A 25,445-nucleotide genomic window follows, 5' to 3' on the forward strand; every position below is an offset into this window, starting at 1 on the left:
GGCAAGGTTATGAATTAAGCCGCGAGCAAACCTCGCTTGCGCGCGAATGCCTCTTCGTCGCATTTAGGACAAAAGTGGTGCTCTCCAGACAGATAGCCATGTTTCGGGCAGATGGAGAATGTTGGCGTGATGGTGATGTAGGGCAGCCGAAAACGTGTGAGTGCGCGCCGTACCAACTCGCGGCATGCTGCTCCACTAGACAATTGTTCTCCCATATACAAGTGCAGCACGGTGCCACCGGTGTAGAGAGTCTGCAATTGCTCTTGCCGCTCGAGTGCATCGAATGGATCATCGGTGAAGCCGACTGGCAATTGCGTCGAATTCGTGTAATAAGGCTGAGCTGGCGTGCCCGCCTGCAGGATGCCCCGGTAGCGCTTGCGGTCTTCCTTGGCGAAACGGTAGGTCGTACCTTCGGCGGGAGTGGCCTCGAGGTTGTAAAGATGCCCTGTTTGTTCCTGAAAAGCAACGATGCGGCCGCGAACGTGATCAAGTAAACGCCTGGCAAAACTATGGCCCCATGACGTCGCGATATTGTGCTCATCAGCCGTAAAGTTACGAATCATTTCGTTGACGCCGTTGACTCCCAATGTCGAAAAATGATTGCGCAGGGTACCGAGATAGCGTTTGGTATAAGGAAACAGTCCTTGGTCCATCAACCGCTGGATGGCTTTGCGCTTGATCTCCAAGCTCTGCCTGCCCAAGTTAAGCAACGTGTCTAGGCGGCGGAATAAGCCTACTTCGTCTCCGCGATGGAGATGGCCTAGGCGCGCGCAGTTGATCGTGACGACGCCGACCGAGCCAGTCTGTTCGGCCGAACCGAACAACCCATTGCCGCGCTTGAGAAGCTCACGCAGATCGAGCTGCAAGCGGCAACACATGGAGCGCACCATATTGGGAGTGAGGTCGGAGTTGATGAAATTCTGAAAATAGGGGAGCCCGTACTTGGCCGTCATATTGAACAAGCGCTGGGCGTTCTCCGAGTCCCACGGAAAATCTTTGGTCATGTTGTAGGTTGGGATCGGAAAGGTGAAAACCCTGCCCTTCGCATCCCCGGCAGTCATGACATCGATGTAGGCGCGGTTAATCAGATCCATCTCTGCCTGTAACTCCCCGTATACAAAGGGCTGGTCTTCGTCCCCGATACTTGGCGTTTGCTCACGCAAATCCTCAGGACAGGTCCAGTCGAAGGTAAGATTTGTGAACGGAGTCTGCGTCCCCCAACGCGATGGAACGTTCAAGTTGTAGATCAACTCCTGCATGCACTGACGCACGGCCTGGTAAGACATCCGATCCTTGCGCACGAAAGGCGCCATGTATGTGTCGAATGACGAAAACGCTTGTGCTCCTGCCCATTCGTTTTGCAGAGTCCCGAGAAAATTGACAATCTGTCCGACTGCGGAACTCATATGCCGGGGTGGGCCAGACTCGACCTTGCCGGGAACGCCATTGAGCCCCTCATTGAGCAAGGTCCGCAGCGACCAGCCGGCGCAGTATCCCGACAGCATGTCGAGATCATGAATATGAAGATCTGCGGCGCGGTGTGCTTCGCCAATTTCCACCGGATAGACATGAGACAGCCAATAATTGGCCGTGACTTTCCCCGCAACGTTCAGAATGAGCCCACCCAGGGAATAGCCTTGATTGGCATTTGCATTCACACGCCAATCCGTACGCTTGAGATACTCGCTCACTGAGCTTTCCACATCAACCAAAGTCCGGTGATCCTGCCGAAGCCTGGCGTGCTGTTCACGATAGGCGATGTAGGCACGCGCGGTTTTCACATGATCCGCGGCAATTAGTGTCTGCTCCACGACATCTTGAATTTGCTCTACATTCGGAGCGCGATCGTGGAATCGATGCGCCAGAACTTCAACCACGGCGTCGCAATGCACACGCGCGGCTTGCTCATCGAACTCATGAGCGGCGGCTCCTGCGCTCTGGATTGCACGATAAATTCGCTCTGCATCGAAGCCTTCTTGCCTGCCGTCCCGCTTGATCACCACGAGCGGCCGAGCCTGTGATGTCCCGCTTTTTACAAAGTCCATCCCTTATGCCTCCCTTCTTGAGCGAACACTATATCTAGTGTTTCTATCTTTTGGAAAACACTAGATGTGTTTATGACATGGGTCAAGTGCATCACCTTGAAGGCATAGGGGCAGCCGCGGGCTGCCCCCCACGCTTTGCTGATGGGCCTTGCAGATTCATCTACCCTCGGTCGCCAAGTCGCCTGAATGCCCAAGACCACGCCGCGATCTGCGTAGCTGGATCTCGAGGGTGACGTTTAGGATCGGCGGCGCACTGCCGCGCTGCTCGTCATGAAGCTCAAAGGCAAATTGTCGACGCCCGATGACCACGCGTGATGCGGCCATCCGATTCCTCGCGAAGGCATCGCCGACCCGCAGGCGCTGCCAATCATGACAAGCTTTGTCGAACTCTTCTATCTGCGCGCTCTTGGCCGCACGTTCGAATAAATGACAGAAAAACTTCTTCGCGTCAGGTCGACTGAGGCCGGGGCGATCCAACAACGGGCACTCAGCGACAGGTCACGGCTCTTGTAGGCCCCGAGTGGCATACGGTCGACTCGGTCTAGTAGCTCCCATCTTGATGGCCATCCGTCGGCCGGCGGCGCGAGCCTTTTGGCGCAGGCCAAATCTTGCGCTTACGGCCAGGCCCACAAATTAGATGATTCTTTACGACGCGCGGCGAATAGCCCGCTCGAGCCACGCGTTCCACACCTCGAAGGCGCTCCTCTCCAGAACGGGCGCAAATTCAACGCCATCACCTCTCAACGCGGCAACGTCTACGCTGGCGGCGGCTAACTCAGCGGCATGCCCGACATACCAACGTGGCAGATTGCGCGCCCTGATCTCGGCGTGAAACTGCAGTCCGAGAGCGTAATTCCCGACGGCGAACGCTTGGTTGGCATATAAACGTGAGTGCGCCAGGTGATCAGCGTCAGGCGGAAGTTCGAACGTATCACCATGCCAGTGTAGGACTCGTACCTCGGGGGCAAATAAGCTAGCCATGGCAGGGTGGCGTGCGGCGCCCGCGCCGGGTTCGATGGGACCCCATCCGACTTCCTTGCCGTGCTCGCCAACGTAGACCCGCGCCCCCAGTGCCGCTGCCATCAACTGTGCACCGAGACAAATCCCGATAGTGGGAAGGCAGCGTTGCAAGCGGGCATGCAAGAGCTTGATCTCGGCATCAATGAAGGGGTACACGGCCCGGTCGGCGACGCCGATTGGGCCTCCAAGCACGACAAGGACTTCAGGCTCGAAGGGATCCAGACGGTACAGGTCAGTAGTGCAAGCGTCAACATGCTTGAGCGCAATGCCACGCGCGCGCAATGCCGCTGCTAGCGAGCCACAATCCTCAAACGCGACGTGTCTGATCGCGATGGCGCGGCGCAACCCACGATCGAGCATGGCGCAAGTGGGTCACACCGGGGATGCAACAGGCTCCGCGCCATACTCGTATGCGGCATTGAGTTCACGCACACGTTGCGTAAAACGTGTCAGTAGGCTCTGCGCCTGTTGCGAGTCAAAATCAGCATGCGCCGTCTTGCGCACCGCATGCTCGGCAAGCTGCAGGTGCTGTGTTGGCACGACCCCGATTTGGGCCAAGCTGTTCTTGGCGCAGGCCAGTGGACAACCATCGATGGCCAAGATCGGTCGCCCTTGCTGCGCTGCCCGCTGCGCAATGAGCACCAAAGGTTTCACACGGCCGCCTACACCCGCGATACATGACATCTCGGCATCGCCGTTGCGATCCATGCGTACCGCCAAATGATTTGCAAGTTGCGCGGCGCTCGAGCAGCCCGAGCAAGCATAAACGAGGGTTGGCGGAGGCGATTTATCCGATCGTGTCATGCATGCACTCCATTGCGTCGATTGCGTGTATCTCACTCGTGGGATGCAAGCCGCGTGTCTATCCGGAAGCGCGGATCTCGGCCCAAATGCAATCGAAACAAGACTAGATTATTGAAGATGAATTGTCAATGAATCTTAAAGGCGCCACGCATCTGTAGTTCATGTTTTGCCGCAGCGCTCTTCAAATTTCGCAGCGGATGCCGTGGATTGCAGCCTGGCTGCTTTGATCTGCCTTTATTGGGGTGTATTCCGAAAAACGAGGATGGCCGAGTGGATGCTTCAAAGGAGGCTGCGGTCTCACACACCATTCGCCAGTGCAGATCTATCAGCGTGGTGGCCCTTATGGCACTACCGCACAAGGGATCCCCCGGGCGTCGCGCTTGAAATCCTGCTCGCCTTTCGAAGTCTCGATGTCCCAGTTGGGCCTGTTGATTCATCGCATCCGCGAGCGCTTGCTCTCCTTCAATACGAGTGCTTCGGTCCGCCAGGCAGTCAGGAGTTGCAGCCATGAGCTTCGTTGACTCAGACCGGTGGCGGCACAAGCGTCGCGCATGAAAAAAACGTGCGCCCATAGGGAGCACCACGCTTGGGCAGGCGAGGCCACCGCGTTCGTCTGCTGGTGGCGATTTGCCTCGGCGTCAATGCCGAACTGGCCACGAATAGGCATTCCCAGGCAAAGCTCGACAACGCTATGGCCGTTGCCACCATTCTTGACTCTGCTCTTGGGGTAAGACCCGGCGCGCGTTCCGGGCTTTATCCGGGATCATATAAAGTTGTATTTAGAATACCTCTTTTCAAGCCAAACCAGGAGATGTTGATGATCGGATCGAAGGTGTCACGTTGGACAATGACGTACTTCGGCTGCTCCATCGCTGCGCTCGTGCTGGCCGAGATCCTGGTCGTTGCGGGCTATGTGAACCCGCTGGCAGCCTTGCGTGCCCCCAGCACGCTGATTGGGGTGCACCTGATCACCATCGGTTGGCTCAGTTTGTTGATACTGGGTGCGCTGTACCAGTTTGTTCCCGTGATCACAAACACGTCGTTGGTCAGCCAGCGTCTTCCACTTTATTCGCTATCGGCGATTGTCTCGGGGCTGGCGATCATGCTTGCCGGCTTCCTGGCGCTGGGGGGTGCACCACTCCTCACCACGACCCTTTTGCCGGTCGGCGGCGGCCTAGTGTTGATTGGTTTCGTGTTGAGCATGATCAACCTTGCGCTCACACTGTGGCGCGCACGCCCGCTGCCGCTAGCCGCCGACTTCATCGCCTTTGGCCTGGTCTTTCTGCTGCTAACCGGGCTGATCGGCCTCGGCTTCGCTCTCGCATTCGCCCTGCCCCAGCCGCCGGTACTCCTGCTTGCGCTAATCGATGGCGGGCTGGGTCTACACGTCGCGGCCGGATTCGGCGGCTGGTTCATGTTAACCGTCATGGGGGTCAGCTATCGCTTGTTATCCATGTTCATGCTGGCACCCGACGAGCCGCGGCGTAGTACATATGCAGCGTTGATCCTAACGGTCGCTGGTTTGGGATTTTTGGTCTTCGGAGGTCTGGCCGGACTCTGGAGCAGCGTGGCGGTCGGACCAGTCGAAGCGTCTGGTGCCGCGTCGCTCGGTTTCGGCGCACTGTTTTATGCGGCCGACATCCTTGAGTTTTACCGCGCGCGCAAGCGCCGTCGCCTGGAACTGAACAGCCTAACCGCAGCCGCAGCGCTCTTCCTGATAGCCCTGGCTCTAGTGCTCGGGGCGCTGGCGCTTGCGTCAGGCGTACTCGATCGTTTTGCCGGGGCGATCGGCTATTTGTTCGTGTTCGGTGGTCTGACAGGCCTCGGCTTGGGTCAGCTTTACAAGATCGTTCCGTTTCTCACTTGGCTCGAGGTCTTCGGCAAAAGGCTCGGCAAAGGGCCCGTGCCACTGGTCCAGGATCTTGTCGACGAAGCGCGTGCCACGCCCGGTTTCATCCTGTATTTCGTGGCCGCGATACTGGCCAGCGCTGCCCTTGCTGGCAGACAGCCTGTGCTTTGGCGTATCGCCGCGGTTCTGCAACTAACGGCGACCGTGATGATTGTTGTCGAACTCTGGCGGGCGCGCCATCCCGACCCGACCGCCAAGCCGAGCGCCATACGACCACCGAGAAGGCCACTGGCTAGGCCGAAGGCGCTATCAACCGCGCAGACTACGCCGACGCTCGATTCCCCATCTTCCCACCCGCTACAAGGAGACTGACATGACAACTTCACCTCTGACGCTCGACGTGCGCCCGATTCTGCACAGCGGTGGCGAACCATTTCCCGAAATCATGCAAGCGGTGGGCAATCTTGAATGTGGACAGAGTTTGCGCCTGTTCACAACCTTCAAGCCAGTTCCACTTTTTTCGGTGATGGGGAAGAAGGGCTATGCCCATCATGAAAGAGAGCTTGGAGAGAACGACTGGGAAGTTATCTTCGAGCCGCTAGGCGACCCCGAGGAATCGCGGCTGGATGCTGCAGCGGGCGGACTTGGGCGCGGCGACGCCAGTGGATGGCCCGCACCCATTCGCACACTCGACAGCCGCGGCATGATGCCTCCCGAACCCCTGGTGGCCACCCTGGAGACACTTGAATCGATGGGACCGGCTGAGGTGCTGGAAGGCTGGTACGACCGTGACCCCCTGTTGTTGTATCCGGAGCTAGAGGCCCGCGGCCACCAGGCTCGTTGCGAGAGAGTTGAGTCTGGGACGTACCGGGTTTTGATTCGATGCGCAAGCGCTTCTGGCGTCCAATCAGGAGACACAAAATGAACCAGCCCAGCAGCGAAGAGATCCGCGAAGCGCTGAAGGACGTATTCGATCCAGAACTTGGCTACAACATCGTCGACCTCGGCATGGTGTACGCGATCAAGATCGACGAAGGCGTGGTCAAGGTCACCATGACCCTGACCACGCCCGGCTGTCCGGCTTCGGACATGATTGAAGGTGGAGTCACGCAGCGTCTAGCGGCAATCGAGGGTGTCACTGCTGTTGACATCGATCTGGTCTGGGACCCCCGCTGGAGCCCGCAGTCCATGAGCCCCGCCGCCAAGGAGCATTTCGGCATTGCCGCCGAATGAGAGGCATGGATGCAGTTGATCCGCTCGCCGAACTTAACCGCTTGTTCATGCAGGCGCTGCTTCGTCTTGGCGATCGAGGTGAAATCGACGCTGCCTGCCGTCTGGCGGCGCAAGGCTGGTCGCTGCTTCGGCACGACCAGCCAAAGGAAGCCGAGCGGTTGAACGGTGTCATGCATAGCTTGACCAACCCGCGGCGCAAAGGCAAACCGGGCACGCCGAATGGCGATCTCGCGTTTTGATCCGCAACAACCTAAAGGAAACATCATCATGAGCGAAAACCTAGAGTTGGACGTACGTCAACTCGTACCGATGCAACGCCATCAATCCATTTTCAGAACCTGGCAGAACCTACCTAACGGAACGAGCTTCATCCTGATCAACGATCATGACCCGAAGCCGTTGTATTACCAGTTCGATGCCGAGCATCCCGGGGAATTTACCTGGGATTACCTTGAATCTGGTCCCGAGACCTGGCGAGTACGAATCGGCAAAACGGCAAACGCTTCGGCTGACGCGACCTGAGTTGCGCTCAGCACAGCGATCCACTCCAACGCCCGGCGCTGCAATAAAACGGTGAACATAATCTCAACGAGGCCACGAACCGTCGCGGACGCCGAGCGCACCAAGTCCACGACGTCGGTTGGCAAGGACAAGATCAAGTTCCTTCTGCTCGAAGGCATCCACTCGTCGGCGGTTGGCATCCTGAACGCCGCAGGATACGCGCGGATCGAAGCCCTTCCCATGGCGCTAGCCGACGACGAACTGAAGCGCAAAATTGCTGACGTTCATTTCATCGGGATCCGATCGCGCACCCAACTCACCGCCGAGGTGCTCGGCTATGCCAGCAAGCTCGTCGCAGTGGGTTGCTTTTGCATCGGCACTAATCAAGTCGATCTAGCTGCGGCGCGAGAGCGCGGTGTTGCGGTGTTCAATGCACCCTTTTCCAATACCCGTTCTGTGGCGGAACTGGTACTGGCCGAGGCAATTCTGCTGCTGCGAGGCGTACCTGAGAAAAATGCCGCGGCACACCGCGGCGTCTGGCTCAAATCGGCCACCAATGCTCACGAGATCCGCGGCAAGACGCTCGGTATCGTTGGCTATGGCGCGATTGGCAGCCAGCTGTCGGTTTTGGCTGAGGCGTTGGGTATGCGAGTCCTCTTCCATGACGTGGTCGCAAAGTTGGCGCTAGGCAACGCCCAGCAGGTAGGCACCCTCAGCGAACTCATGGTCAAAGCCGATGTGGTGAGTTTGCATGTGCCCGAAACCCCCGGCACGCAGTGGATGATCGGAGCTGCGGAAATCCACGCGATGAAACCTGGGAGCGTCTTGATCAACGCCTCGCGAGGTACCGTCGTCAGGATCGATGCGCTGGCCACGGCATTGCGTGAAAAACAATTGCTGGGCGCCGCCGTGGATGTGTTCCCACACGAACCGCGCGACAACGCAGAAGTGTTCGAGTCTTCACTGTGCGGCCTCCATCACGTGATCCTAACGCCGCACATCGGTGGATCGACGATGGAGGCGCAAGAAAACATCGGGATCGAAGTTGCGGAAAAACTCATCAGGTACAGCGACAATGGAACGAGCACTTCGTCGGTTAACTTTCCCGAAGTGACATTGCCTGCACACCTTGGGAAACACCGCCTGCTGCACATCCATCGCAACATTCCTGGCGTTCTTGCCCGCATCAACCAGATTTATTCTGACTTCGAGATCAACATCGCTGCGCAGTATCTGCAAACCCGAGAGACCATTGGCTATGTCGTGATTGATCTGGACGCCACTCACTCGGATGCGGCATTGGCCGCGTTGCGCCAGCTGCCGGGCACGTTGCGTTGCCGGATTTTGTACTGAGCATCCCTGGCCCCTGTCAGCGCCGAGATGACTGAATACACGTTGATGCGAGCCCGCACCCACCATGACCGGTGGGCATCGCGTTTGAGCGATCGACTTGAACCCAGTGATTCCCGTGGCGCAACCGCTCGATAGCCCTCTCGAAGCAAACGCTCTCGGTGCCCAAAGGACACTATCGTCAGGTCTTGCCGAACACGACGGGCATAGACGTTGATGGATCGAGGCAATGGGAGGAGTGCGCCGCAGGCCAGCGCCGAAGAGCCCGCCAGAGTCCTTTACAGTGCGTTGCCTTCCGGCAAGGAAGTTTGCATGAATGCGCGTGTGGCTCTCCACACCGAGCAGCACCATGAGCCCCCCACTCAGATCATCGCTTCCTCGGACACATTCGGCCAAACCGTCTATGTCTACACCAGCGCCCAAGCCATCGAAGATGGCTTGCTGGTTAGTGGCAGCAAGCCCACGCGCGAAGCGGGCTTTGCCTGCCGTGTGCCGATGACCCACTGCAGTGCGGCCGATTACACCGTGCCATGCGATGCAATCAAACGCGGCAAAAGCACACCAAGCGGGATGAGTCCGGGCTATTGCATGGCGGGCTGACCATGGCCCGCATCACCCTCCGTACCGCATGCCACGCATGGCGCGCCTACCGCTGATGGTCGGTTCCTGCGCTCATCCGAGCCATCATGATCGCAAGCCGGAACCGAAAGTGAGCGGGTGGCGGAACGCATTCCAGTCGCTCTTCTGCAAGGGACGACACGCGCTGCAGGACGTCGGAGCAAACGATGATTCCAACGATGAAAACCATGCCGGAGCGTGCCCCCCAGGGCCTCAGCGGGCGTATTCGATAGACCCCCGGAAATCCAATGATTGCCCCTCTTTCTCCGCTCATACGCTCCGGGTGAGCGCCGTGGCAAGCGCCGAGCGTCAGCGCAGACAGCACCAAGAGCTGCCTTATTCTTCAACACTTGACTCGCTCGCGTGTCGCACAATGCGCAGAATCCCGATCGCCGGGAGATCGCGTGGCTGCGCCTGTCACACGTGTCTGCGGCAAGTTGTCGCGCGGATTTTCCTCAGAAGTGACCAATCGACGGCGCCCAAAACGCGACGGTCGACACGGCGGAAACAATCCAGCGATTCCATTTTGTGAAAAATTCGACTCAGCGTTTCTGGGCGCAGGCCGAGGTAGTTGGCCAGATTTTTCCCGCTGGGAAGTAGCACGGATTGACTGCCCTGTGTGTTCAGTCCATTTTGTTGGCCCAACTCCAAAAGGAAGTCTGCGAGGCGCGACATCGCGCTGAGGCGCAAGCGCATCGCGTGGCGCAAAGCGCGCTTCAATTCAGAAGCAGCGAGTTCGGCCAAGGGCGGAACGTCAAAGCTGCCCGCTGCTACTCGATCCCACGCTCGCGGTGTGATCAGGCACACGACGCAGTCACCAATCGCCGTTGCGTCCGCACGATGTGTGCCGGCCGCAAAGTCCGCGAAGCCGATCAGAGCGCCTGCACGCGCGAGATCAATTATTCGCTCACGCTTACCCCCGTTTAAGCATCTTTCGCTGAGCGACACCTGCACGGCGCCACTCATCAACACATAAAGGTGGCGCATCGGGGAGCCACGCTCATACAAGAACTCGCCTGCCGCGACTGCATGAAATCTGCCGGCGATATGACCGGCTGCGAACACTGCGCTCGTGGCGTCGACGCCTGCGCCGTCCCATAGCGACGTCCGCTCCATAGCGGCGATGGATATGGGAAAGAGCTGCGAATTCTGGTTTGCCTGTTGGTCGGCACCCATCACGCGACCACATTGCCGATTGCACCGGCAAAATGTTGCTTGACGCCGAGCACCCGGGTGGGCCCTACGTGAGCGTACGGTGCGGCATGAGAAGACGAGCGGACATCGGTTTCAATAGCGATCATGGGTTGGCGCCCCCAATATAAACGGTAACTGCATTACCACTTTATAGGCGGGACTATTTGGCTTCGCCTTGCGCTGGGTCAACACTTGATGCCTAGGCAGGCGAGCCGCCCCTTGCATGGCCGCCTAACGGCCTCTCAGGCCGTGCGCTCCCCAGCCAGGGCTTGCCCACGGAGCCAGTCACACGTCCAGCAGACACACCGACTGACACAGTGAGTTTCGAGCTCCACTTACCTCGCATCTTCCACACACGGCCGGTTCGCCAGAGACCCCCGCGCATTTGCGGCCACTCGACGGTTACCCACGCCATGGCCGCACGCGTCACGCACCTTGCCATGCACCCAGCGGTCTGCTTTGGCGACCGTGTTGGGGAAGCCGCCGACAGAAGCGACGTTCAACAGATTGCCGGGGTGACGTGGACGCGCCAATTGCCCACTCGGTTCGCGGTGGGTGATAAACCCCATCTTTCCTGGGTGCGGACCAGTCGACAGGTACAAGGTGGAGGGGTGCATGGACTCCACGCCTACGCCCCCGTAGCCTGGCGAGCGCCCTACTTCACGCTGGCGAGAATTGCCTTGAGCTGCCGCGGATTCGGCGGACCGGCCACCATCATCGCTTCCCCCGGTTTGTCACGGTAGAGCCGCGTGGCCCCCCCCCGGAGACTTGGTAGTTTCGCGCAAAGCGTTGTTCGCATTGAGAATGGCGCTGGTCTTGGGCGACACCTCGGCCGCCGGGGCGATGCAGCTGCCTTTTCCATTCGGACTTTTACCATAAGTGTGCTCATTCTCGCGGAACGCGGCAAGGCGGTTCGGTGCCTGCAGAATGGCAGCCTCTTTGGTCACGCTGGTGGGGGTGAGCACGGCCACCGCCACCCAGCGGAATTCCAAACCATCCTTGCCAGCCTCGGGGCCCAGAGCGGTGTACAACTCGTGGCAATAGGGGCAGTTGGCATCGAAAAAGATGTAGAGCACATGCGGCCCCTTGCCTTCAGTGATAACCGTAGCCTTTCCTATATCGGCGAGTGCCTTTGTGGCTGCGGAGTTCTGCGTTTGTTGCGCAGTGGCCAGCGGGGCAATGCCAAGGAGGTAGCGCCAATGGCGACAACGCATGCGGTGCGCAATGGGGTGCGTCGATATCGATTCATTGGTGCATCTCCGGGATGGCGGAAAGCCATGTGCACCGCCGCAAGCCATGGAAGATTGCTCATCGCTGGCACCCGCCCCGGGGCGCGCTTTGTTGATGCCTTTCTCGATGCTCTCGGGCGCGCCCATCACCACGGTAGGAATAGGGCAGCCAACGATCCGGCCTCATAAAAGTCGAACTTTCGGGCGATGTGGTGCTCCAAAATGGCATGGAAAAAGAAGGCGCGAGATACCAAACACTGGAGCAGTTGCACGAGGGCGCAAGCAAGTCATCCGGCTGCACAAACGGGGCATCAAGGTCATGGCGTTGGTGCAGATGACCGGCTTGAGCTACCCGGCAGTGCGCAAGGTTCTTGATCTGTTTGAGCAAGGCGGCTGGCCAGCCATCAAACCCGCAGGCCGTGGGCGCACCAAGGGCAATGCCCGCTTACTCACGCCCGAGCAAGAAGCTCACATCCAAAAGACCATCTGTGACAAGCGCCCCGAGCAGCTGAAGATGAACTTCTTCCTGTGGAGTCGGGCCGCCGTGATGCAACTGATCGAGCGGGAGTGCGGTTTGAAGTTGGGCGTGTGCACCGTGGGCAAGTACCTGGCCCGCTGGGCTTTCACGCCACAAAACCCATCAAGAAGGCTTACGAGCAACTCCCAGAAGCGGTCAAGGCCTGGCTGGATGAGCACGACCCCGCCATCGAGGCCAAGGCAGAGGCAGGCGAGATCCACTGGGGTGATGAAACCGCACGGGTCAACACCGATGTGCGCGGCAGGAGCTATGCACCGGCAGTTGACACCGTCGTGGCTTATACCGTGGGCAGCACCCGCCAGAAGCTGTCCATGATCGCCACCGTCACCAACCGCGGCAAGGCGCGCTGGATGATCATCGACGAGGCCTTCAACAGTGACAAGCTGATCGAGTTCCTGGAGGTGCTGTTCAAGGACGCGGGCAAGAAGATCTTCCTGATTCTGGACAATCTGCCGGTGCATCACAGCAAACCAGTGAAAGCCTGGCTGGCGCAGAGAACAAAACAAATCGAAGTCTTCTATCTGCCCAGCTATAGCCCGGAGCTCAATCCAGAGGAGCGGCTCAACGCAGCCCTCAAACAGGCGCTGGGCAAACGGGTGCCGGTCAGAACCAAGGCCAAACTGCGCGATGCGGCCAACGCGCACATGACTATGCCGGAAACATCACCCGAACGAGTGATGCGCTATTTTCAGGACCCCAGGGTCAACTATGCCGCCGGTTGAGACTTTATGGGGCCGGAGCAATAGGACCCCAACGGAATGCATGCTTAATCGCCAGGGTTTTGCAAATTAGACATGATGGCGACTGTCGCGAAACGCTGGAGAAGTTCAATGCCCACGTCCCCCATCTATCCGCGAGCTGATCGCGAGTTGGTGCAGATGCGCCAAGACCTTGCACCGGATCAGCTTGGCGCCTTTCAGCAATTTAGCAACCAGGCCTTCGCCAAGGGCACGTTAGACGTGCGAACTAAACAGCTGATTGCCGTGGCAGTCGCGCATGTGACGCAATGCCCCTATTGCATCCGCAGCCACACCAAAGCTGCACGCAAGGCTGGCGCGAGCCGAGAGCAAATCATGGAAGCGATTTGGGTCGCCGCCGAAATGCGCGCGGGAGCCGCGTATGCACATTCGCTTCTGGCGCTAGATACGATGCGTCAGGAAGATGGCAAGGAAAGCTAAGGGTGCCTGCCAGGAGCTGTACACCAAAAGGCCAGAGACTCGCGATGGATGTCGATATGGCGAATAACCTCGGCATCAAACGGGTCTACGAAGCGCCTCACCCGTCCGACGGATTCCGCGTGCTCGTTGACAGGCTCTGGCCGCGGGGGTTGAGCCGGGAGAAGGCGCGCATCGATGCGTGGATCAAAGAGCTGGCACCGAGCGACGCGCTGCGCCGCTGGTTTGCCCATGACCCGGCGAAATGGGCTGAATTCGAGCGACGCTATGCCGGGGAACTGCACACTCATGCGGAGGCCGTCCAAAGTTTCAAGGCCGAGCTGGCCAAGCAGACGCATGCAACCTTGCTTTACGCAGCACATGATGAAGCGCACAACAATGCGCTGGCGCTGCTGAGGTTTTTACGCTGCAGGAACGGGGCGTCATGAGGTTCGCGCTTGTGCCGCTTGCCCCGTTTCGGCTCGATTTGACAGTATGGGCTTTGCGACGGCATCCGCGAAATCGCATCGACGCATGGGACGGCTCGCGTTATGTTCGAGTCCTGATCTTCGACTCAACGGTATTGCGCCTTGAGGTCATGCAGCATGGTGGGATTGATGCGCCGACCCTCGCCGTCAACGTCGAGGGCCGTGCCGGTTGCACGGCTGCGGCGCGCGAGTGGGTGATTGCCACGTTGCGCCGCACGCTAGGAATGGACGTGGATCTAGGCGATTTTTACCGCTTTACCGCGACCAAACCAGCGTTGGCGGCACTGGCGGCGCGCTATCGTGGCATGAAGCCACCGCGCTTTCCCAGCTTGTTCGAGGCGCTTGCCAATGCCATCGCATGTCAGCAGGTGAGTCTGGCCAGTGGGATTGTGTTGCTCGGCAGACTGGCCCGAGAGCTTGCGCTGACGAGCGACATCATGCTTGGGGCGCCCCCGTTTCCCACGCCTACCGTGGTCTTAGCGGCTGGCGCCGACGCATTGCACGCAAGCGGTTGGAGTCGACGGAAAGCGAGCTATCTGCTCGGCGCTGCGGAGGCGATCGAGGATGGCACACTGGATGAGGGAGAACTCAACCGAGCAGGTGATGAGCTGGCTCAACGCCTGCTCTCGCGCCTGCGGGGTATCAAGCGCTGGAGCGCGCAATACATCGCATTGAGAGGGCTTTCGCGTTTGGCAGTTTTTCCGGTCGATGACATTGCCGCGCACAAGCACTTAGCGCTGTGGCTGGCGCTTCCCGCCAAACTCGACGCGGAGTCTACCCAGGACCTAGTGGCGGACTGGAAGCCGTATGCGGGGATGGTGTATTTTCACATTCTTCTCAAAAGACTTGAAGCCGCTGGCGAGTTGGAGCCGCAAGGTCGAGGTGGCGATCAGGGCGCAAAAATGACTCCGATGCCCATTACGGTTCAAAAGTCCGACGTCCCATGATATGGGATGCGATGTGGCGCCTGGATCTCGCCTTACTCACGGGCAACGAGCATGACGCAAACGCCGGATTCAACGGATGGACTGTTTGGCACGCGGCAAACCGTGCCAACGCGGGAGCCGCGCTGATGTGCAAGTTCTCCTGCCGCTACGCCGGAAACCCTGGGTTCTTGCCGACGCTCATAAGCTTGCAGTAACGTTGGGTGGGACGACTAGTCGCATTCGCCCCCGGGTCGATGGGTTCGACGATACCGGGAAGAGTCTGGTGCTGTGCGGGGTATCACTTCTTTTGCAGCACTTTTCCCTATATCGCATCGAACGCGATGCATACCGTTTGGCTATGAATACGCTGTGTGGGCGTGGCTCCCTTGTCACGCGCGCTTCGAGGCGTACGCCTCAAGCTGCAGGTGCTGCATTGAGGCCAGTGATCAGTCTCGCGGTGCTTATCTCTGCGTAGAACGTGCAACGCGCGTCCGGATCTGGGGCGAAGAGCGCAACAATGGGTGCGTGCGCACTGAATGCCGTCGCTGCCTAATCGCCCGATCGGCGATTAATCGTCGGCCATCAAATCCAGCGCGTCGCGCAGACAGATAGAAGACACCCGATTGGGCGGCTCCCCACCAGCATCGCGACGTGGTTCACACGTCGGCGTTTGCGGTCATGCGTCGCAAGATCTCCATGATATTTTGTTTGGCGTGGGACACCACGCTTGGTGGCAAGCTCTGCGTGCGACAAAATCTTGCAGATCCGCTTTCCAATACGGATAAGACGCAAAGCCAAAATTGGAAAAAATACCTGTCAGCAGTCGCAAAGGCGTGAACCCGAAGTGGTATTGTGCATGCGACAAAGGCGTCCTATAGTGCAATCGTATGGCCTTCAGATTCACTCAAACGAGGTTAGAGAAACCACCGTGAGTTCATCAAACGCGTGTGCATTCCAGTCCTGCTTGTGCGACCCACGCTCTCCGGGCGGCGTGAGCATACAAATCGAATACATCTGTCTCTCTCTCGAGGATGAGCACATCGATTTGTTCGTCGGCGAAGCTGGCTGAGTCATGCATGCCGAACTCAGTCCTGAAACGGGGTGGCCAAAGCTGTTGTTCGATGCTGCGAGCCCCGCACCAAGGTGCCTTCGAATGTTCCTGCTTGAAAAAGGTCTGCGCGTACCGAGCGTGACTGTCAACGTGCTCAAGGGGGAAAACCGCCAGACTGCTTATCTGACTCGTAACCCGGCTGGCCAAACTCCCGCCCTCGAGCTCGAGGGCGGAACGGTACTGGGCGAAGCCGTGGCGATCGCTGAATACATCGAAGAACTTCACCCCGAGCCGGCGCTGATCGGCAACACACCGCTGAATCGGGCGCAAACCCGGATGTGGTGGCGCCGCGTCGAACTCAACGTTACCGAGTTCATCCACAATGCCTACCACTACGCAGAGGGGATCAGGCGCTTTGAGGGCCGAATTCCAGTCGTTCCAGAGGCAGCCGGTGGTCTCAAGCGCGTCGCGCAAGACCGCATCGCGTGGCTCGACGCAATGATGGGGGACGGCCCTTTCCTGTGCGGCGATCGCTTCACGGCCGCCGACATTTGGCTTTACGTCTGGCTTGATTTCGGCAACGATGTGGGTCAACCCTTCGATCGCCGATTGCTACGGCTAGGGCCATGGTTCGATCTGATGCAAGCAAGGGCCAGCGCACCGCAAAGTCGCGAGCTGTTTGCTTCGCACGGGGCGGCATCAAGCCCAGAGCACGAACCAGTGTGGCCCCGCGGGGGGCCGTTTACAGCATGAAAGTTGCAGGTATTCGACAGCAGCCGAAATGGGCCCAGACGGCGGGGCAGTTTTACGCCCTGACCAAACCGCGAGTGGTGCAACTCATCGTGTTCTGTGCAGTCATCGGCATGTTCCTCGCAACTCCGGGGCTTCCATCTTGGCGCCCGCTGGTGTTCGGCACTCTGGGTATCTGGCTCGTGGCTAGCGCTGCGGCCGCGTTCAACTGTCTAGTCGAGCAGAAGATTGACGCGGTGATGCGTCGCACCTCCTGGCGGCCCTCGGCCACTGGGGAACTGGGCACGGCCTCGATCATCGCCTTCTCAAGTGTATTGTGCGCGTTGGGCATCGCGATGCTCGATACCGAGGTCAACGCTCTGACCATGTGGCTAACCTTTGGAACTTTCATTGGGTACGCGGTAATTTATACCGTGTTCCTCAAGCCCGCGACGCCACAAAACATCGTTATCGGAGGCGCCTCGGGCGCGATGCCTCCAGTGCTCGGATGGGCGGCCATCACGGGTGACGTCTCGGCGCAGGCGCTGCTCCTGTTTCTCATCATTTTCCTGTGGACCCCACCGCATTTCTGGGCGCTAGCGCTGTACCGCACGGAGGATTATCGAAAGTCTGGCTTGCCTATGCTTCCAGTCACCCACGGTTCGGACTACACCCGACTGCAATCACTGCTGTACACGCTGCTTCTTTCGGCGGCCAGCCTCATGCCCTTTGCCATGCACATGAGCGGCATCCTCTACGCCGTGGCCGCTGTGCTACTCGACTCCATATTCGTTGCCTACGCCTGGGAACTAAAGCAGCGCTACAGCGATGCACTCGCGCGCAAGATGTTCCGCTATTCGATCCTTTACCTCTCGCTGCTGTTCGCGGCGATGTTGGTGGATCACTATTGGATGTTCTGAACCCACGCCACACAGAAAAGAGATGCCAGTATCGGCGGCCCTTTCGTTCCAGGGGAATGACCCCAGCGTTCGGTCAATGCATCTCGCCGCGAATGTCGAGCGGTCCTGTAAGGCTGGCCACATAGGCTGCGATGTCATGCAATTGCTGCGCATCGTACTGCGCCACCATGCCACCCATGATGGGGTTGCTGCGGCCATACAGGGGCGTCTTATGCTTGCTCTGATATTGCTGCAGGGCATGAAACAGATAGGACTCGCACTGGCCAGAAACGACTGGGTAGCTGGGGGCGACGGATTTGTCGAGGCTGGCGCCATGGCAGGCGATGCAGCCGCCCTTGTTGACCAACTCCTCGCCCTTCTTCATGTCGGCGGCATGCTCCGCGCCGACGAATGCCAAAACCGCGGCAGTCAGGGGCAGTCCTCCGAACATGCGATTCATCTGGGCGTTTCCCACTTGACGCTCACGTCCTTGGGCAGGGCGTAATAGGCGGCCATGTTGGCCATTTCCTTGTTGTCAGGGAACTGGCGATGGCTTTCATGGTCGCGTTGCGACGCGCGCCGCTGCGGTAGTCCTGCAGGGCCTGCACGATGTAGCCCGCGCTCTGGCCATTCAGCATGGGTACGTCGTACACCTTGGGAAAGTCGACTTTGTAGCCACCACCGACGTTGTAGCAGCCTTCGCACATGAAGATCTTGCTTTTACCGGCAGCAGCGCCACCTGTCGCGGTTTGGGCTTGTGCGACGGGTGTGACGCTCAAGGCCGAGATGAGCAAAACGGAGCGAAGACGAATCGATGTCATGGAGACTGCTGAGCAGATAGTGCAGAGAACCGGGTGAGTTTGAAGGGCTTGCACAGAATGCCGGACGCAATTATTTATACGCCAGCACCCGTGTTGCTGTCTCATCGAGGAGGGGAGGCGTCGTGTAGGTGTGGAAAGGTGCGGGGGAAGGAATTTCCCACTCCAAGCCGCGCGCGCCTTCCCAGGGCCGTTGCGGCGCCCTTTCGCCCTTGCCACGTAGTACAGGAATGACGACGGCAAAAAGAAAATACGCCTGCGCCAAGCCAAAGCCGAACGCACCGATCGACGAGATCATGTTGAAATCGGTGAACTGTACTGGATAGTCGGCATAGCGGCGGACCATGCCGGCGAGCCCAAGGAAATGTTGGGGGAAAAAGGCAATGTTAAAGCTGATGAGCGAAGCCCAGAAGTGAATCTTTCCCGCGGTTTCGCTGTACATCACCCCCGTCCATTTCGGCGACCAGTAATAGAACGCCATGAAAATGGCGAACAAGGCGCCAGCAACAAGCACGTAGTGAAAGTGGGCGACCACGTAATAGGTGTTGTGAACATAAGTGTCGATTGGTGCCATTGCCAGGACTAGACCTGAAAACCCGCCCATCGCGAACACGAAAATGAAACCAATGGCCCACAGCATTGGCGTCTCGAAGCTGAGCGAGCCACGCCACATGGTCGCGACCCAGTTGAAAATCTTGACTCCAGTGGGGACCGCGATCAACATCGAGCCGTACATGAAAAATAACTGACCAGTCGCCGGCATGCCGGCGGTGAACATGTGGTGGGCCCAGACCAAGAAAGACAGGATCGCGATCGACGCCAAGGCGTACACCATCGAGCTGTAGCCAAACAACGGTTTGCGTGCGAAGGTAGGCACGACCATGCTCATAATGCCAAAGGCCGGCAAAATCATCACGTAGACCTCGGGGTGTCCGAAGAACCAGAAAAGATGCTGGTAGAGCACGGGGTCACCGCCACCGGCTGCCGTGAAAAACGTTGTGCCAAAGTGACGGTCAGTTAGCGTCATCGTGACGGCACCGGCCAGCACCGGCATGATGGCGATAAGAAGATAGGCGGTGATCAACCAAGCCCAGACGAAAAGGGGCAACTTCATCAGGCTCATTCCAGGAGCGCGCATGTTCAGGATGGTGACGATGATGTTGATCGACCCCATGATGCTCGACGCACCCATGATGTGAACGGCGAATATCACCAAATCCATGCCCATGCCTTGTTGGATGGTCAGCGGTGCATACAACGACCAACCTGTATCGGGTGCGCCGCCAGGCACGAAGAAGGAAGTCGTCAGCAAAAGGGCTGCCGGAATCAGTAACCAAAAACTCAGGTTGTTCATGCGCGGGAATGCCATATCCGGCGCGCCGATTTGCAGCGGGATCATCCAGTTGGCCAACCCAACGAACGCTGGCATCACCGCGCCGAAGATCATCATGAGTCCGTGCATCGTGCTAATGGACAGAAACAATTGTGGATTGAGGAATTGGATGCCAGGCTCGAACAGCTCAGCGCGAATTAGCATCGCCAGGATGCCCCCTTCGAACAGCATGAACAATGCGAACACCAAGTACATCGTGCCGATATCTTTGTGATTCGTGGAGAAAAACCAACGCCGCAAACCATGAGGATGGCCTTCGTGGCCGCTCGCCGAAACGCGAGACGCGAACGTGTAGGAATCGAGTTTGGCGCTCATGATTTGTGCCTCCTGAAGCGGAACATGCCCGACATTGCGGAATGCGGTGAATAACGTCGCCGACGACCGGGCGCTTATAGGTTCATCATAAATGCATGTTTTCTCATGCAACCACATGATTTCCCTGATGGCAGCATGGCCAAACCCGCTATGAAACGGGCCGCACGCGCGTCGTCTCTATAGATAAGGCCCAATAAAATATGAACTTTCAGCAAGTTTTTTGATCCATTGATGATGGAAAAAGAAAACGCAAGAAAGCAAACACTGGAGCAACTTCACGAGCGGCGCAAGCAAGTCGTGAGGTTGCACAAGCGGGGCGTCAAGATCATGCAGATCGTGGACATGACGGGGCTGAGCTACCCGCCCGTTCGAGCGGCCATTGACTTGTACGAGGCTGGCGGCTGGAGCGCCATCCGGCCGACTCGGCGCGGACGCGCCAGAGGCGACGGTCGGGTGCTCAGTCAAGCGCAAGAAGAGACGATCCAGCGCCTGATCATTGACACGCGTCCCGAGCAACTCAAGATGGACTTTCACCTGTGGAGCCGCGCTGCAGTGATGCAGCTCATTGAACAGGAGTTCGACATCAAACTGCAGGTGCGCAGCGTTGGAAAGTACCTCACCCGCTGGGGCTTTACGCCACAAAAGCCGATCAAGCGAGCCTATGAGCAAAGCCCCGCGGCGGTGCAGGCTTGGCTGGAAGGCGAATACCCCGCCATCGAGCAGCGCGCCAGGGCTGAGGGCGCGGAAATTCACTGGGGAGACGAAACCGCGCTGGTCAACACGGACGTGCGCGGCAGAAGCTTTGCCCCTGCGGGCAAAACCCCGGTGGCGATGGCGGTGGGCGGCACGCGCCAGAAGCTCTCGATGATCGCCACGGTCACCAACCAGGGCAAGACCCGCTGGATGATCATCGACGAGGCGTTTGACGCCGACAAGCTGATCGAGTTCTTGCAGGCGTTGATCAAGGATGCAGGCAAGAAGGTGTTCCTGATTCTGGACAACCTGAGGGTGCATCACAGCAAGTTGGTGAAGGCGTGGGTGGCCTTGCACAACGCGCAGATCGAGCTGTTTTACCTGCCAAGCTACAGCCCCCAACTCAACCCTGAGGAGAGGCTCAACGCCGATCTCAAGCAGGAGATGGGCAAACGCGTGCCGGTGCGAACCAAGGCCAAGTTACGCGAAGCTGCCAACGACCACATGGCGAGGCTGGAACAAAACCCGCAGCGTGTGATGAGCTACTTCCAGGACCGGCATGTTCGCTACGCAGCTTAATACTTCACAGGGCCGGAGCAATAACCTCAAGGCATGCAGCGGTGGACCCGAGAACCCCTTGTTCGATTCTGGCCTTGTACTTGCAATAGGTTCTTGAATGAACCGATCGTATGCCTCGATGGATCGCACCAACCAAAGGAAGCCCCCCGTTCGGCACGACGTTAACGCAGCAATTAAGCATGACGCCATCCGGTCATGCTCGCACGAAAGGGTGGTATTTCAGAGGGGTGATTGATTGGCAGCGACGGTCTTCAAAGCGGGAGGGTTTCATCGCTGACGGATATGGCCATCCGGCATGGCCGCACGCCAAACTGGAGACGCAGCAATAGGTGGAAGGCTCCTTGAGAGATGGCTTAACCGCCTCGGCTGCGAGACCGCGGATCGTCGTGCAGTGCTTGAAAGGCCCCAACCGAGCCCGTCAGGAATTTTGTGTGCGAGGCATAGCATGAGAATCAGGAGCATGTATGCCAAGCAAGACGAAGTTGAAGAACGCGGCCATTGCGGCCAGGTCGGCGGCATTGCCGTCCATTCCCAAGGAACTGCTTGATCAGTTCGTGAGCGGGCCGATGACGGGCGCGGAGGTCAACGCCGCATCGATGGCGTTCAAGAAGGCCTTGATCGAGCGAGCCCTGGGGGCCGAACTCGGCCGCTACCCGAGTGGCCAAGCCAGGCCGGAGGCGACGAGCAATCATCGCAACGGCACGAGCGGCAAGACGGTCATGACAGGGGATGGCACGCTGCGGCTTGATGTGCCGCGGGATCGCGATGGCAGTTTCGAGCCGCTGCTCATTGGCAAGCACGAACGCCGTTTCACCGGGTTCGACGACAAGATCATCGCCATGTATGCGCGCGGGATGACGGTGCGCGAGGTCCAGGGCTTCCTGGCCGATCAGTATGGGGTGGACGTCTCGCCCGAGTTCATCAGCAGCGTGACCGACGCCGTCATGGCCGAGGTCGGTGCCTGGCAGGCTCGCCCGCTGGAGCCGATGTACCCGGTGGTGTTCTTCGACGCGCTGCGCGTGAAGATCCGTGAGGACGCGGTGGTGCGCAACAAGGCCATTTACCTGGCACTGGGGGTGCTGCCCGACGGCACGCGCGACATCCTCGGGCTGTGGATCGAGAACACCGAAGGCGCCAAGTTCTGGATGAAGGTGTTCAACGACCTGAAGCCCCGGAGCGTGGCCGACATCCTGATCGCCGTCACCGACGGCCTCAAGGGCATGCCCGAGGCGCTGGGGGCGGTCTACCCAGGCACCACGCTGCAGACCTGCATCGTGCACCTGATCCGCAACAGCCTGGACTTTGCCAGTTGGAAGGACCGCAAGCTGCTGGCCGCGGCGATCAAGCCGATCTACACGGCCACCAGTGCCGAGGCGGCGCAGGCCGAGCTGGACGCCTTCGAGCAGGGCCCCTGGGGGCAGAAGTTCCCCACGGTCGTGGCGGCGTGGCGTGGCGCCGCGCCTGGGGCCGCGTGATCCCGTTCTTCGCATTCCCGCCGGCGGTGCGCCGAGTGATCTACACCACGAACGCGATCGAGAGCATCAACGCGCGGCTGCGCTTTGATCTCAAGACCCGCGGGCACTTCCCCAGCGACGACGCAGCGGCCAAGCTGATCTGGCTGGCCCTGCGCAACATCACGGCCGACTGGGGCCGGGCGGCGAACCACTGGAAAGAGGCCATGAATCAATTCGCGATCCTCTATGCCGACCGCTTCACCAAACCCATTGCGTAAGATGACCACCGACTTTCCCACGGCGTCGCTCGGTTCGTCGCAAGCGCCGACCGACGCCGTGGAAAAGTCTCCCGCGCCTCAAACACAAAAATCCGGACATCCCCCCAACCCAGCCTGAACGAACAGTTCAATACAAAGGCCACCTGCTTGCCCTCCTGGCCTTTGCGAACTAAAAAGAAAAAATACGAACTCGCTTTTTGAAGCATTGCGGTGGCAACGAAGTAAACAGGCTATTTGGCTGGGATCATGCCGCCAAGTGTACGGCGCGGCATGATCCCGTCCTCCCGAGGAGGCGTTGATGCATAGGTTTGAGGTCTTTCGTTACGATCCTGATACTGATTCCAAGCCATTCATGCAGACTTACACTCTTGAAGTCGACGCCGGCGACCACATGCTTCTGGATGTCTTGTTACGGCTTAAGAGAATCGATGAAACTTTGAGCTTCCGACGCTCTTGCCGCGAAGGCATCTGCGGATCCGACGCCATGAACATCAATGGCAAGAACGGACTGGCTTGCATCACCAGCATGCACGAACTTCCGACCAGGATCGTGCTCAAACCTCTTCCTGGGATGCCAGTCATCCGCGATCTCATCGTCGACATGACGGAGTTTTTCGCCCAATACCACTCCGTCAAACCGTACTTGATCAACGACCAACCACCTCCCGAAAAAGAACGCCTGCAGTCTCCGCAGGAGCGCGACAAGCTCAATGGACTGTACGAGTGCATCCTGTGTGCTTGTTGCTCGTCAGCCTGTCCGAGTTATTGGTGGAATCCGGATAAATACGTGGGCCCAGCGGGATTGCTGCAGGCCTACCGCTTTCTTGTGGACAGTCGCGACCGGGCAACTGAACGACGGCTTGACAATCTCGACGATCCGTATCGCCTGTTTCGCTGCCGGTCCATCCTGAATTGCGTCGACGTCTGCCCCAAAGGCTTGGTGCCCGTGGGCGCGATCAATGAAATCAAGGCGATGATGCTGCGACGTAACGTTTGACGACGCTTCACCCGAGCTACGGAGCGAGGGCCAGCAGGTACCAGCCCTTTGCGTAAGTACGCCACGAGCGCGTACTAAACGGAGAAACACATGAATGACTCAATCAACGCAAATAAGCGCATACCTTCCAGCGAGATTGCCCCCTCTCGACAAACTCGACAGCAAGAAGATGAGCATCAAGAATGGCTGCTGGACGAAGCACTGGTCGAAAGTTTCCCGGCCAGTGATTCTCCCGCGATGTCGCTATATGGTCCTCGAGACACCAGCGAACCTGGGCGCTCTCAATCGGGCGCTGAGCACGCTGCGCAGGCCGTTCCTTCAATGGAGTGCGATCAGTGCCATAAGCAATTTGCTGAAACCGTCGCGCTGAGTTTCGAAGGCGCCGATTACGTTTATCACTTTTGTAGCGCAGATTGCTTCGACTCGTTCACGAACACTGCGGGCTGACGAGACAAGCCAAATCCGAAATTACCGTGGGCTCAGCCTCTAGGCGCTATCCGGCTCGTCGATTTATCGGCGACCGGCTTCGCCAGTGTCTACGTTTTCGCTTCACGAAAGCAAATGTTCGGTGATGACATAGGCTGATTGCGTCACGCGCAACACGTGCTGAATGCAGAATGTTTTGCACCCTACCCTGCTCGCTTTGAACAGTGAAGCCGCAAGCGCCGAACCAGCGGCGGGGACGGTTCCCGACACGGGAGAGCCAACGCCCAGGCCTTTTGATTAGGAGTTTGTCGCGCTTGACCAATGGTGAGCACATCGAGCTGGAGCTGCAGGGAAGTTCACACGGATCCCTGCTTGGGCGAGCGGTGGCGCGCATCGAATTCGTGGAACGCCGGCATCAGGCCGAGAAAGCATGATTTGCGCAGCGTGAAGCCGAGTTGAAGGCGGCGCTGGAGGCCGCGCAGGCACAGATCCGCGACCTTCGCCTGCGCGTGTTTGCCGCCAAGACGAAACAGTCGCGCTCGATCAACGCGGTGTGCCAGGTCAGCGCCGACCCGCCGCGGGCCAGCAGCGTGGGCGGCGCGGTCACGGTCGCACGCGCGCGCAGGCGTTGCCAGCCAGCGTCAAGGAGGTGACGCTGCAAGCGCAGTGTCCGCACTGCGGTCTCGGGTTGAGCGCGTTTCCCGATACCCAGGATGCCAAGATTCTGGGGGTGGAGGTCAATGCGTACCGCCGCATCGTCCGCCGACACTGGCTTGCGGACGCACATATCGGGGCCTCAGTTAGCTTGAAGTCAAACGAAATCGGGATTTGTTGATTTGCATCAAGTGGCAAGACTCAAAGCGG

Annotated in this window: 25 protein-coding genes and 3 pseudogenes; 19 read left to right on the forward strand and 9 right to left on the reverse strand. The window is 58.8% G+C overall.

Translation table 11 applies throughout. From position 1 onward, the window contains the following. Nucleotides 1-14 precede the first annotated feature (14 nt). The 4 genes from CD04_RS0112750 to CD04_RS0112765 all read right to left on the reverse strand — a co-directional run bounded on the left by CD04_RS0112750 (nt 15) and on the right by CD04_RS0112765 (nt 3,869). The gene (locus CD04_RS0112750; RefSeq protein ID WP_051849159.1) at nt 15-2,045 is read right to left on the reverse strand and encodes a ribonucleoside triphosphate reductase; all 2,031 of its coding nucleotides are present in this window, start codon (nt 2,043-2,045) and stop codon (nt 15-17) included. A 156-nt stretch (nt 2,046-2,201) separates the two neighbouring features. After that, the gene (locus CD04_RS0112755; protein WP_156030259.1) at nt 2,202-2,525 is read right to left on the reverse strand and encodes a hypothetical protein; all 324 of its coding nucleotides are present in this window, start codon (nt 2,523-2,525) and stop codon (nt 2,202-2,204) included. Between the two features lie 165 nt (nt 2,526-2,690). Next, nucleotides 2,691-3,425, reverse strand: a complete 735-nt coding sequence (locus CD04_RS0112760; protein ID WP_038167790.1) for a glutamine amidotransferase — start codon at nt 3,423-3,425, stop codon at nt 2,691-2,693. Nucleotides 3,426-3,437: 12 nt separating this feature from the next. After that, a complete protein-coding gene (locus CD04_RS0112765; RefSeq protein ID WP_081857930.1) occupies nt 3,438-3,869 on the reverse strand; it encodes a putative zinc-binding protein in 432 nt (143 codons plus the stop codon). Between the two features lie 817 nt (nt 3,870-4,686). On the opposite strand from CD04_RS0112765, the gene CD04_RS0112775 reads away from it, so the two are divergent. The 7 genes from CD04_RS0112775 (at nt 4,687) to CD04_RS0112805 (ending at nt 9,402) form a co-directional block, all read left to right on the forward strand. Then, on the forward strand, nt 4,687-6,090 hold the full coding sequence (locus tag CD04_RS0112775; RefSeq protein WP_156030260.1) for a hypothetical protein: 1,404 nt from the start codon (nt 4,687-4,689) through the stop codon (nt 6,088-6,090). Nucleotide 6,091: 1 nt separating this feature from the next. Next, nucleotides 6,092-6,643, forward strand: coding sequence for a DUF2249 domain-containing protein (locus tag CD04_RS0112780; RefSeq protein ID WP_031407347.1), 552 nt, complete (start codon nt 6,092-6,094; stop codon nt 6,641-6,643). After that, complete coding sequence (locus CD04_RS0112785; protein WP_031407350.1) at nt 6,640-6,951, forward strand: metal-sulfur cluster assembly factor; 312 nt, start codon at nt 6,640-6,642, stop codon at nt 6,949-6,951. Before CD04_RS0112780 ends, CD04_RS0112785 begins: the two co-directional genes overlap by 4 nt. A gap of 5 nt (nt 6,952-6,956) precedes the next feature. Beyond that, nucleotides 6,957-7,190, forward strand: coding sequence for a hypothetical protein (locus CD04_RS0112790; RefSeq protein WP_031407352.1), 234 nt, complete (start codon nt 6,957-6,959; stop codon nt 7,188-7,190). Nucleotides 7,191-7,218: 28 nt separating this feature from the next. Beyond that, nucleotides 7,219-7,473, forward strand: a complete 255-nt coding sequence (locus CD04_RS0112795) for a DUF2249 domain-containing protein (protein ID WP_031407354.1) — start codon at nt 7,219-7,221, stop codon at nt 7,471-7,473. A gap of 60 nt (nt 7,474-7,533) precedes the next feature. Beyond that, nucleotides 7,534-8,805, forward strand: a complete 1,272-nt coding sequence (gene serA / locus CD04_RS0112800; RefSeq protein WP_051849283.1) for a phosphoglycerate dehydrogenase — start codon at nt 7,534-7,536, stop codon at nt 8,803-8,805. Nucleotides 8,806-9,114: 309 nt separating this feature from the next. Continuing rightward, the gene (locus tag CD04_RS0112805; protein ID WP_031407358.1) at nt 9,115-9,402 is read left to right on the forward strand and encodes a hypothetical protein; all 288 of its coding nucleotides are present in this window, start codon (nt 9,115-9,117) and stop codon (nt 9,400-9,402) included. Between the two features lie 435 nt (nt 9,403-9,837). Here the strand turns inward: CD04_RS0112805 and CD04_RS0112810 are convergent, their stop codons facing one another. Both CD04_RS0112810 and CD04_RS21865 read right to left on the reverse strand, forming a co-directional pair. Beyond that, complete coding sequence (locus CD04_RS0112810) at nt 9,838-10,596, reverse strand: Crp/Fnr family transcriptional regulator (protein WP_031407360.1); 759 nt, start codon at nt 10,594-10,596, stop codon at nt 9,838-9,840. A 752-nt stretch (nt 10,597-11,348) separates the two neighbouring features. After that, complete coding sequence (locus CD04_RS21865) at nt 11,349-11,828, reverse strand: thioredoxin fold domain-containing protein (protein WP_231480576.1); 480 nt, start codon at nt 11,826-11,828, stop codon at nt 11,349-11,351. A 242-nt stretch (nt 11,829-12,070) separates the two neighbouring features. Here CD04_RS21865 and CD04_RS21870 point away from each other — a divergent pair. The 7 genes and pseudogenes from CD04_RS21870 (at nt 12,071) to CD04_RS0112855 (ending at nt 17,649) form a co-directional block, all read left to right on the forward strand. After that, a pseudogene (locus CD04_RS21870) lies at nt 12,071-13,103 on the forward strand (IS630 family transposase). Nucleotides 13,104-13,259: 156 nt separating this feature from the next. Next, a complete protein-coding gene (locus CD04_RS0112825; RefSeq protein ID WP_231480633.1) occupies nt 13,260-13,559 on the forward strand; it encodes a carboxymuconolactone decarboxylase family protein in 300 nt (99 codons plus the stop codon). 56 nt (nt 13,560-13,615) lie between these two features. After that, on the forward strand, nt 13,616-13,984 hold the full coding sequence (locus CD04_RS0112830; protein WP_031407363.1) for a DUF488 domain-containing protein: 369 nt from the start codon (nt 13,616-13,618) through the stop codon (nt 13,982-13,984). Next, complete coding sequence (locus CD04_RS0112835) at nt 13,981-14,970, forward strand: DNA-3-methyladenine glycosylase (protein WP_051849161.1); 990 nt, start codon at nt 13,981-13,983, stop codon at nt 14,968-14,970. The genes CD04_RS0112830 and CD04_RS0112835 overlap by 4 nt, the downstream gene beginning before the upstream one ends. Before the next feature lie 657 nt (nt 14,971-15,627). Beyond that, nucleotides 15,628-15,786, forward strand: coding sequence for a hypothetical protein (locus tag CD04_RS23770; RefSeq protein ID WP_156030262.1), 159 nt, complete (start codon nt 15,628-15,630; stop codon nt 15,784-15,786). 235 nt (nt 15,787-16,021) lie between these two features. Beyond that, nucleotides 16,022-16,753, forward strand: coding sequence for a glutathione S-transferase family protein (locus CD04_RS0112850; protein ID WP_081857931.1), 732 nt, complete (start codon nt 16,022-16,024; stop codon nt 16,751-16,753). Beyond that, nucleotides 16,750-17,649 (forward strand): heme o synthase, encoded by a 900-nt coding sequence (locus CD04_RS0112855; RefSeq protein ID WP_051849162.1) that lies wholly within the window; start codon nt 16,750-16,752, stop codon nt 17,647-17,649. The genes CD04_RS0112850 and CD04_RS0112855 overlap by 4 nt, the downstream gene beginning before the upstream one ends. Before the next feature lie 73 nt (nt 17,650-17,722). Here CD04_RS0112855 and CD04_RS0112860 read toward each other — a convergent pair whose 3' ends face one another. The 3 genes from CD04_RS0112860 to ctaD form a co-directional block, all read right to left on the reverse strand. Then, complete coding sequence (locus tag CD04_RS0112860; RefSeq protein WP_031407375.1) at nt 17,723-18,088, reverse strand: c-type cytochrome; 366 nt, start codon at nt 18,086-18,088, stop codon at nt 17,723-17,725. A gap of 22 nt (nt 18,089-18,110) precedes the next feature. Then, nucleotides 18,111-18,449, reverse strand: a complete 339-nt coding sequence (locus CD04_RS21875) for a cytochrome c (RefSeq protein WP_231480577.1) — start codon at nt 18,447-18,449, stop codon at nt 18,111-18,113. A gap of 70 nt (nt 18,450-18,519) precedes the next feature. Beyond that, nucleotides 18,520-20,154 (reverse strand): cytochrome c oxidase subunit I, encoded by a 1,635-nt coding sequence (gene ctaD, locus CD04_RS0112870; RefSeq protein ID WP_031407377.1) that lies wholly within the window; start codon nt 20,152-20,154, stop codon nt 18,520-18,522. A gap of 234 nt (nt 20,155-20,388) precedes the next feature. Here ctaD and CD04_RS0112875 point away from each other — a divergent pair, with 234 nt between their 5' ends. From CD04_RS0112875 to CD04_RS24170, 5 genes and pseudogenes are all read left to right on the forward strand, one after another. Then, a complete protein-coding gene (locus CD04_RS0112875) occupies nt 20,389-21,426 on the forward strand; it encodes an IS630 family transposase (RefSeq protein WP_031407379.1) in 1,038 nt (345 codons plus the stop codon). Nucleotides 21,427-21,890: 464 nt separating this feature from the next. Next, nucleotides 21,891-23,158 (forward strand): annotated as a pseudogene (locus tag CD04_RS21880) (IS256 family transposase). Nucleotides 23,159-23,456: 298 nt separating this feature from the next. Then, nucleotides 23,457-24,155, forward strand: a complete 699-nt coding sequence (locus tag CD04_RS0112885; protein ID WP_031407380.1) for a succinate dehydrogenase iron-sulfur subunit — start codon at nt 23,457-23,459, stop codon at nt 24,153-24,155. Between the two features lie 90 nt (nt 24,156-24,245). Continuing rightward, a complete protein-coding gene (locus tag CD04_RS23775; protein WP_156030263.1) occupies nt 24,246-24,602 on the forward strand; it encodes a hypothetical protein in 357 nt (118 codons plus the stop codon). A 196-nt stretch (nt 24,603-24,798) separates the two neighbouring features. Continuing rightward, nucleotides 24,799-25,350, forward strand: a pseudogene (locus CD04_RS24170) (IS66 family transposase); the annotation flags it as partial. Between the last annotated feature and the right edge of the window lie 95 nt (nt 25,351-25,445).

Origin of the sequence: Thiomonas sp. FB-Cd (genome assembly GCF_000733775.1) — a bacterium.
Lineage (GTDB): Bacteria > Pseudomonadota > Gammaproteobacteria > Burkholderiales > Burkholderiaceae_C > Thiomonas_A.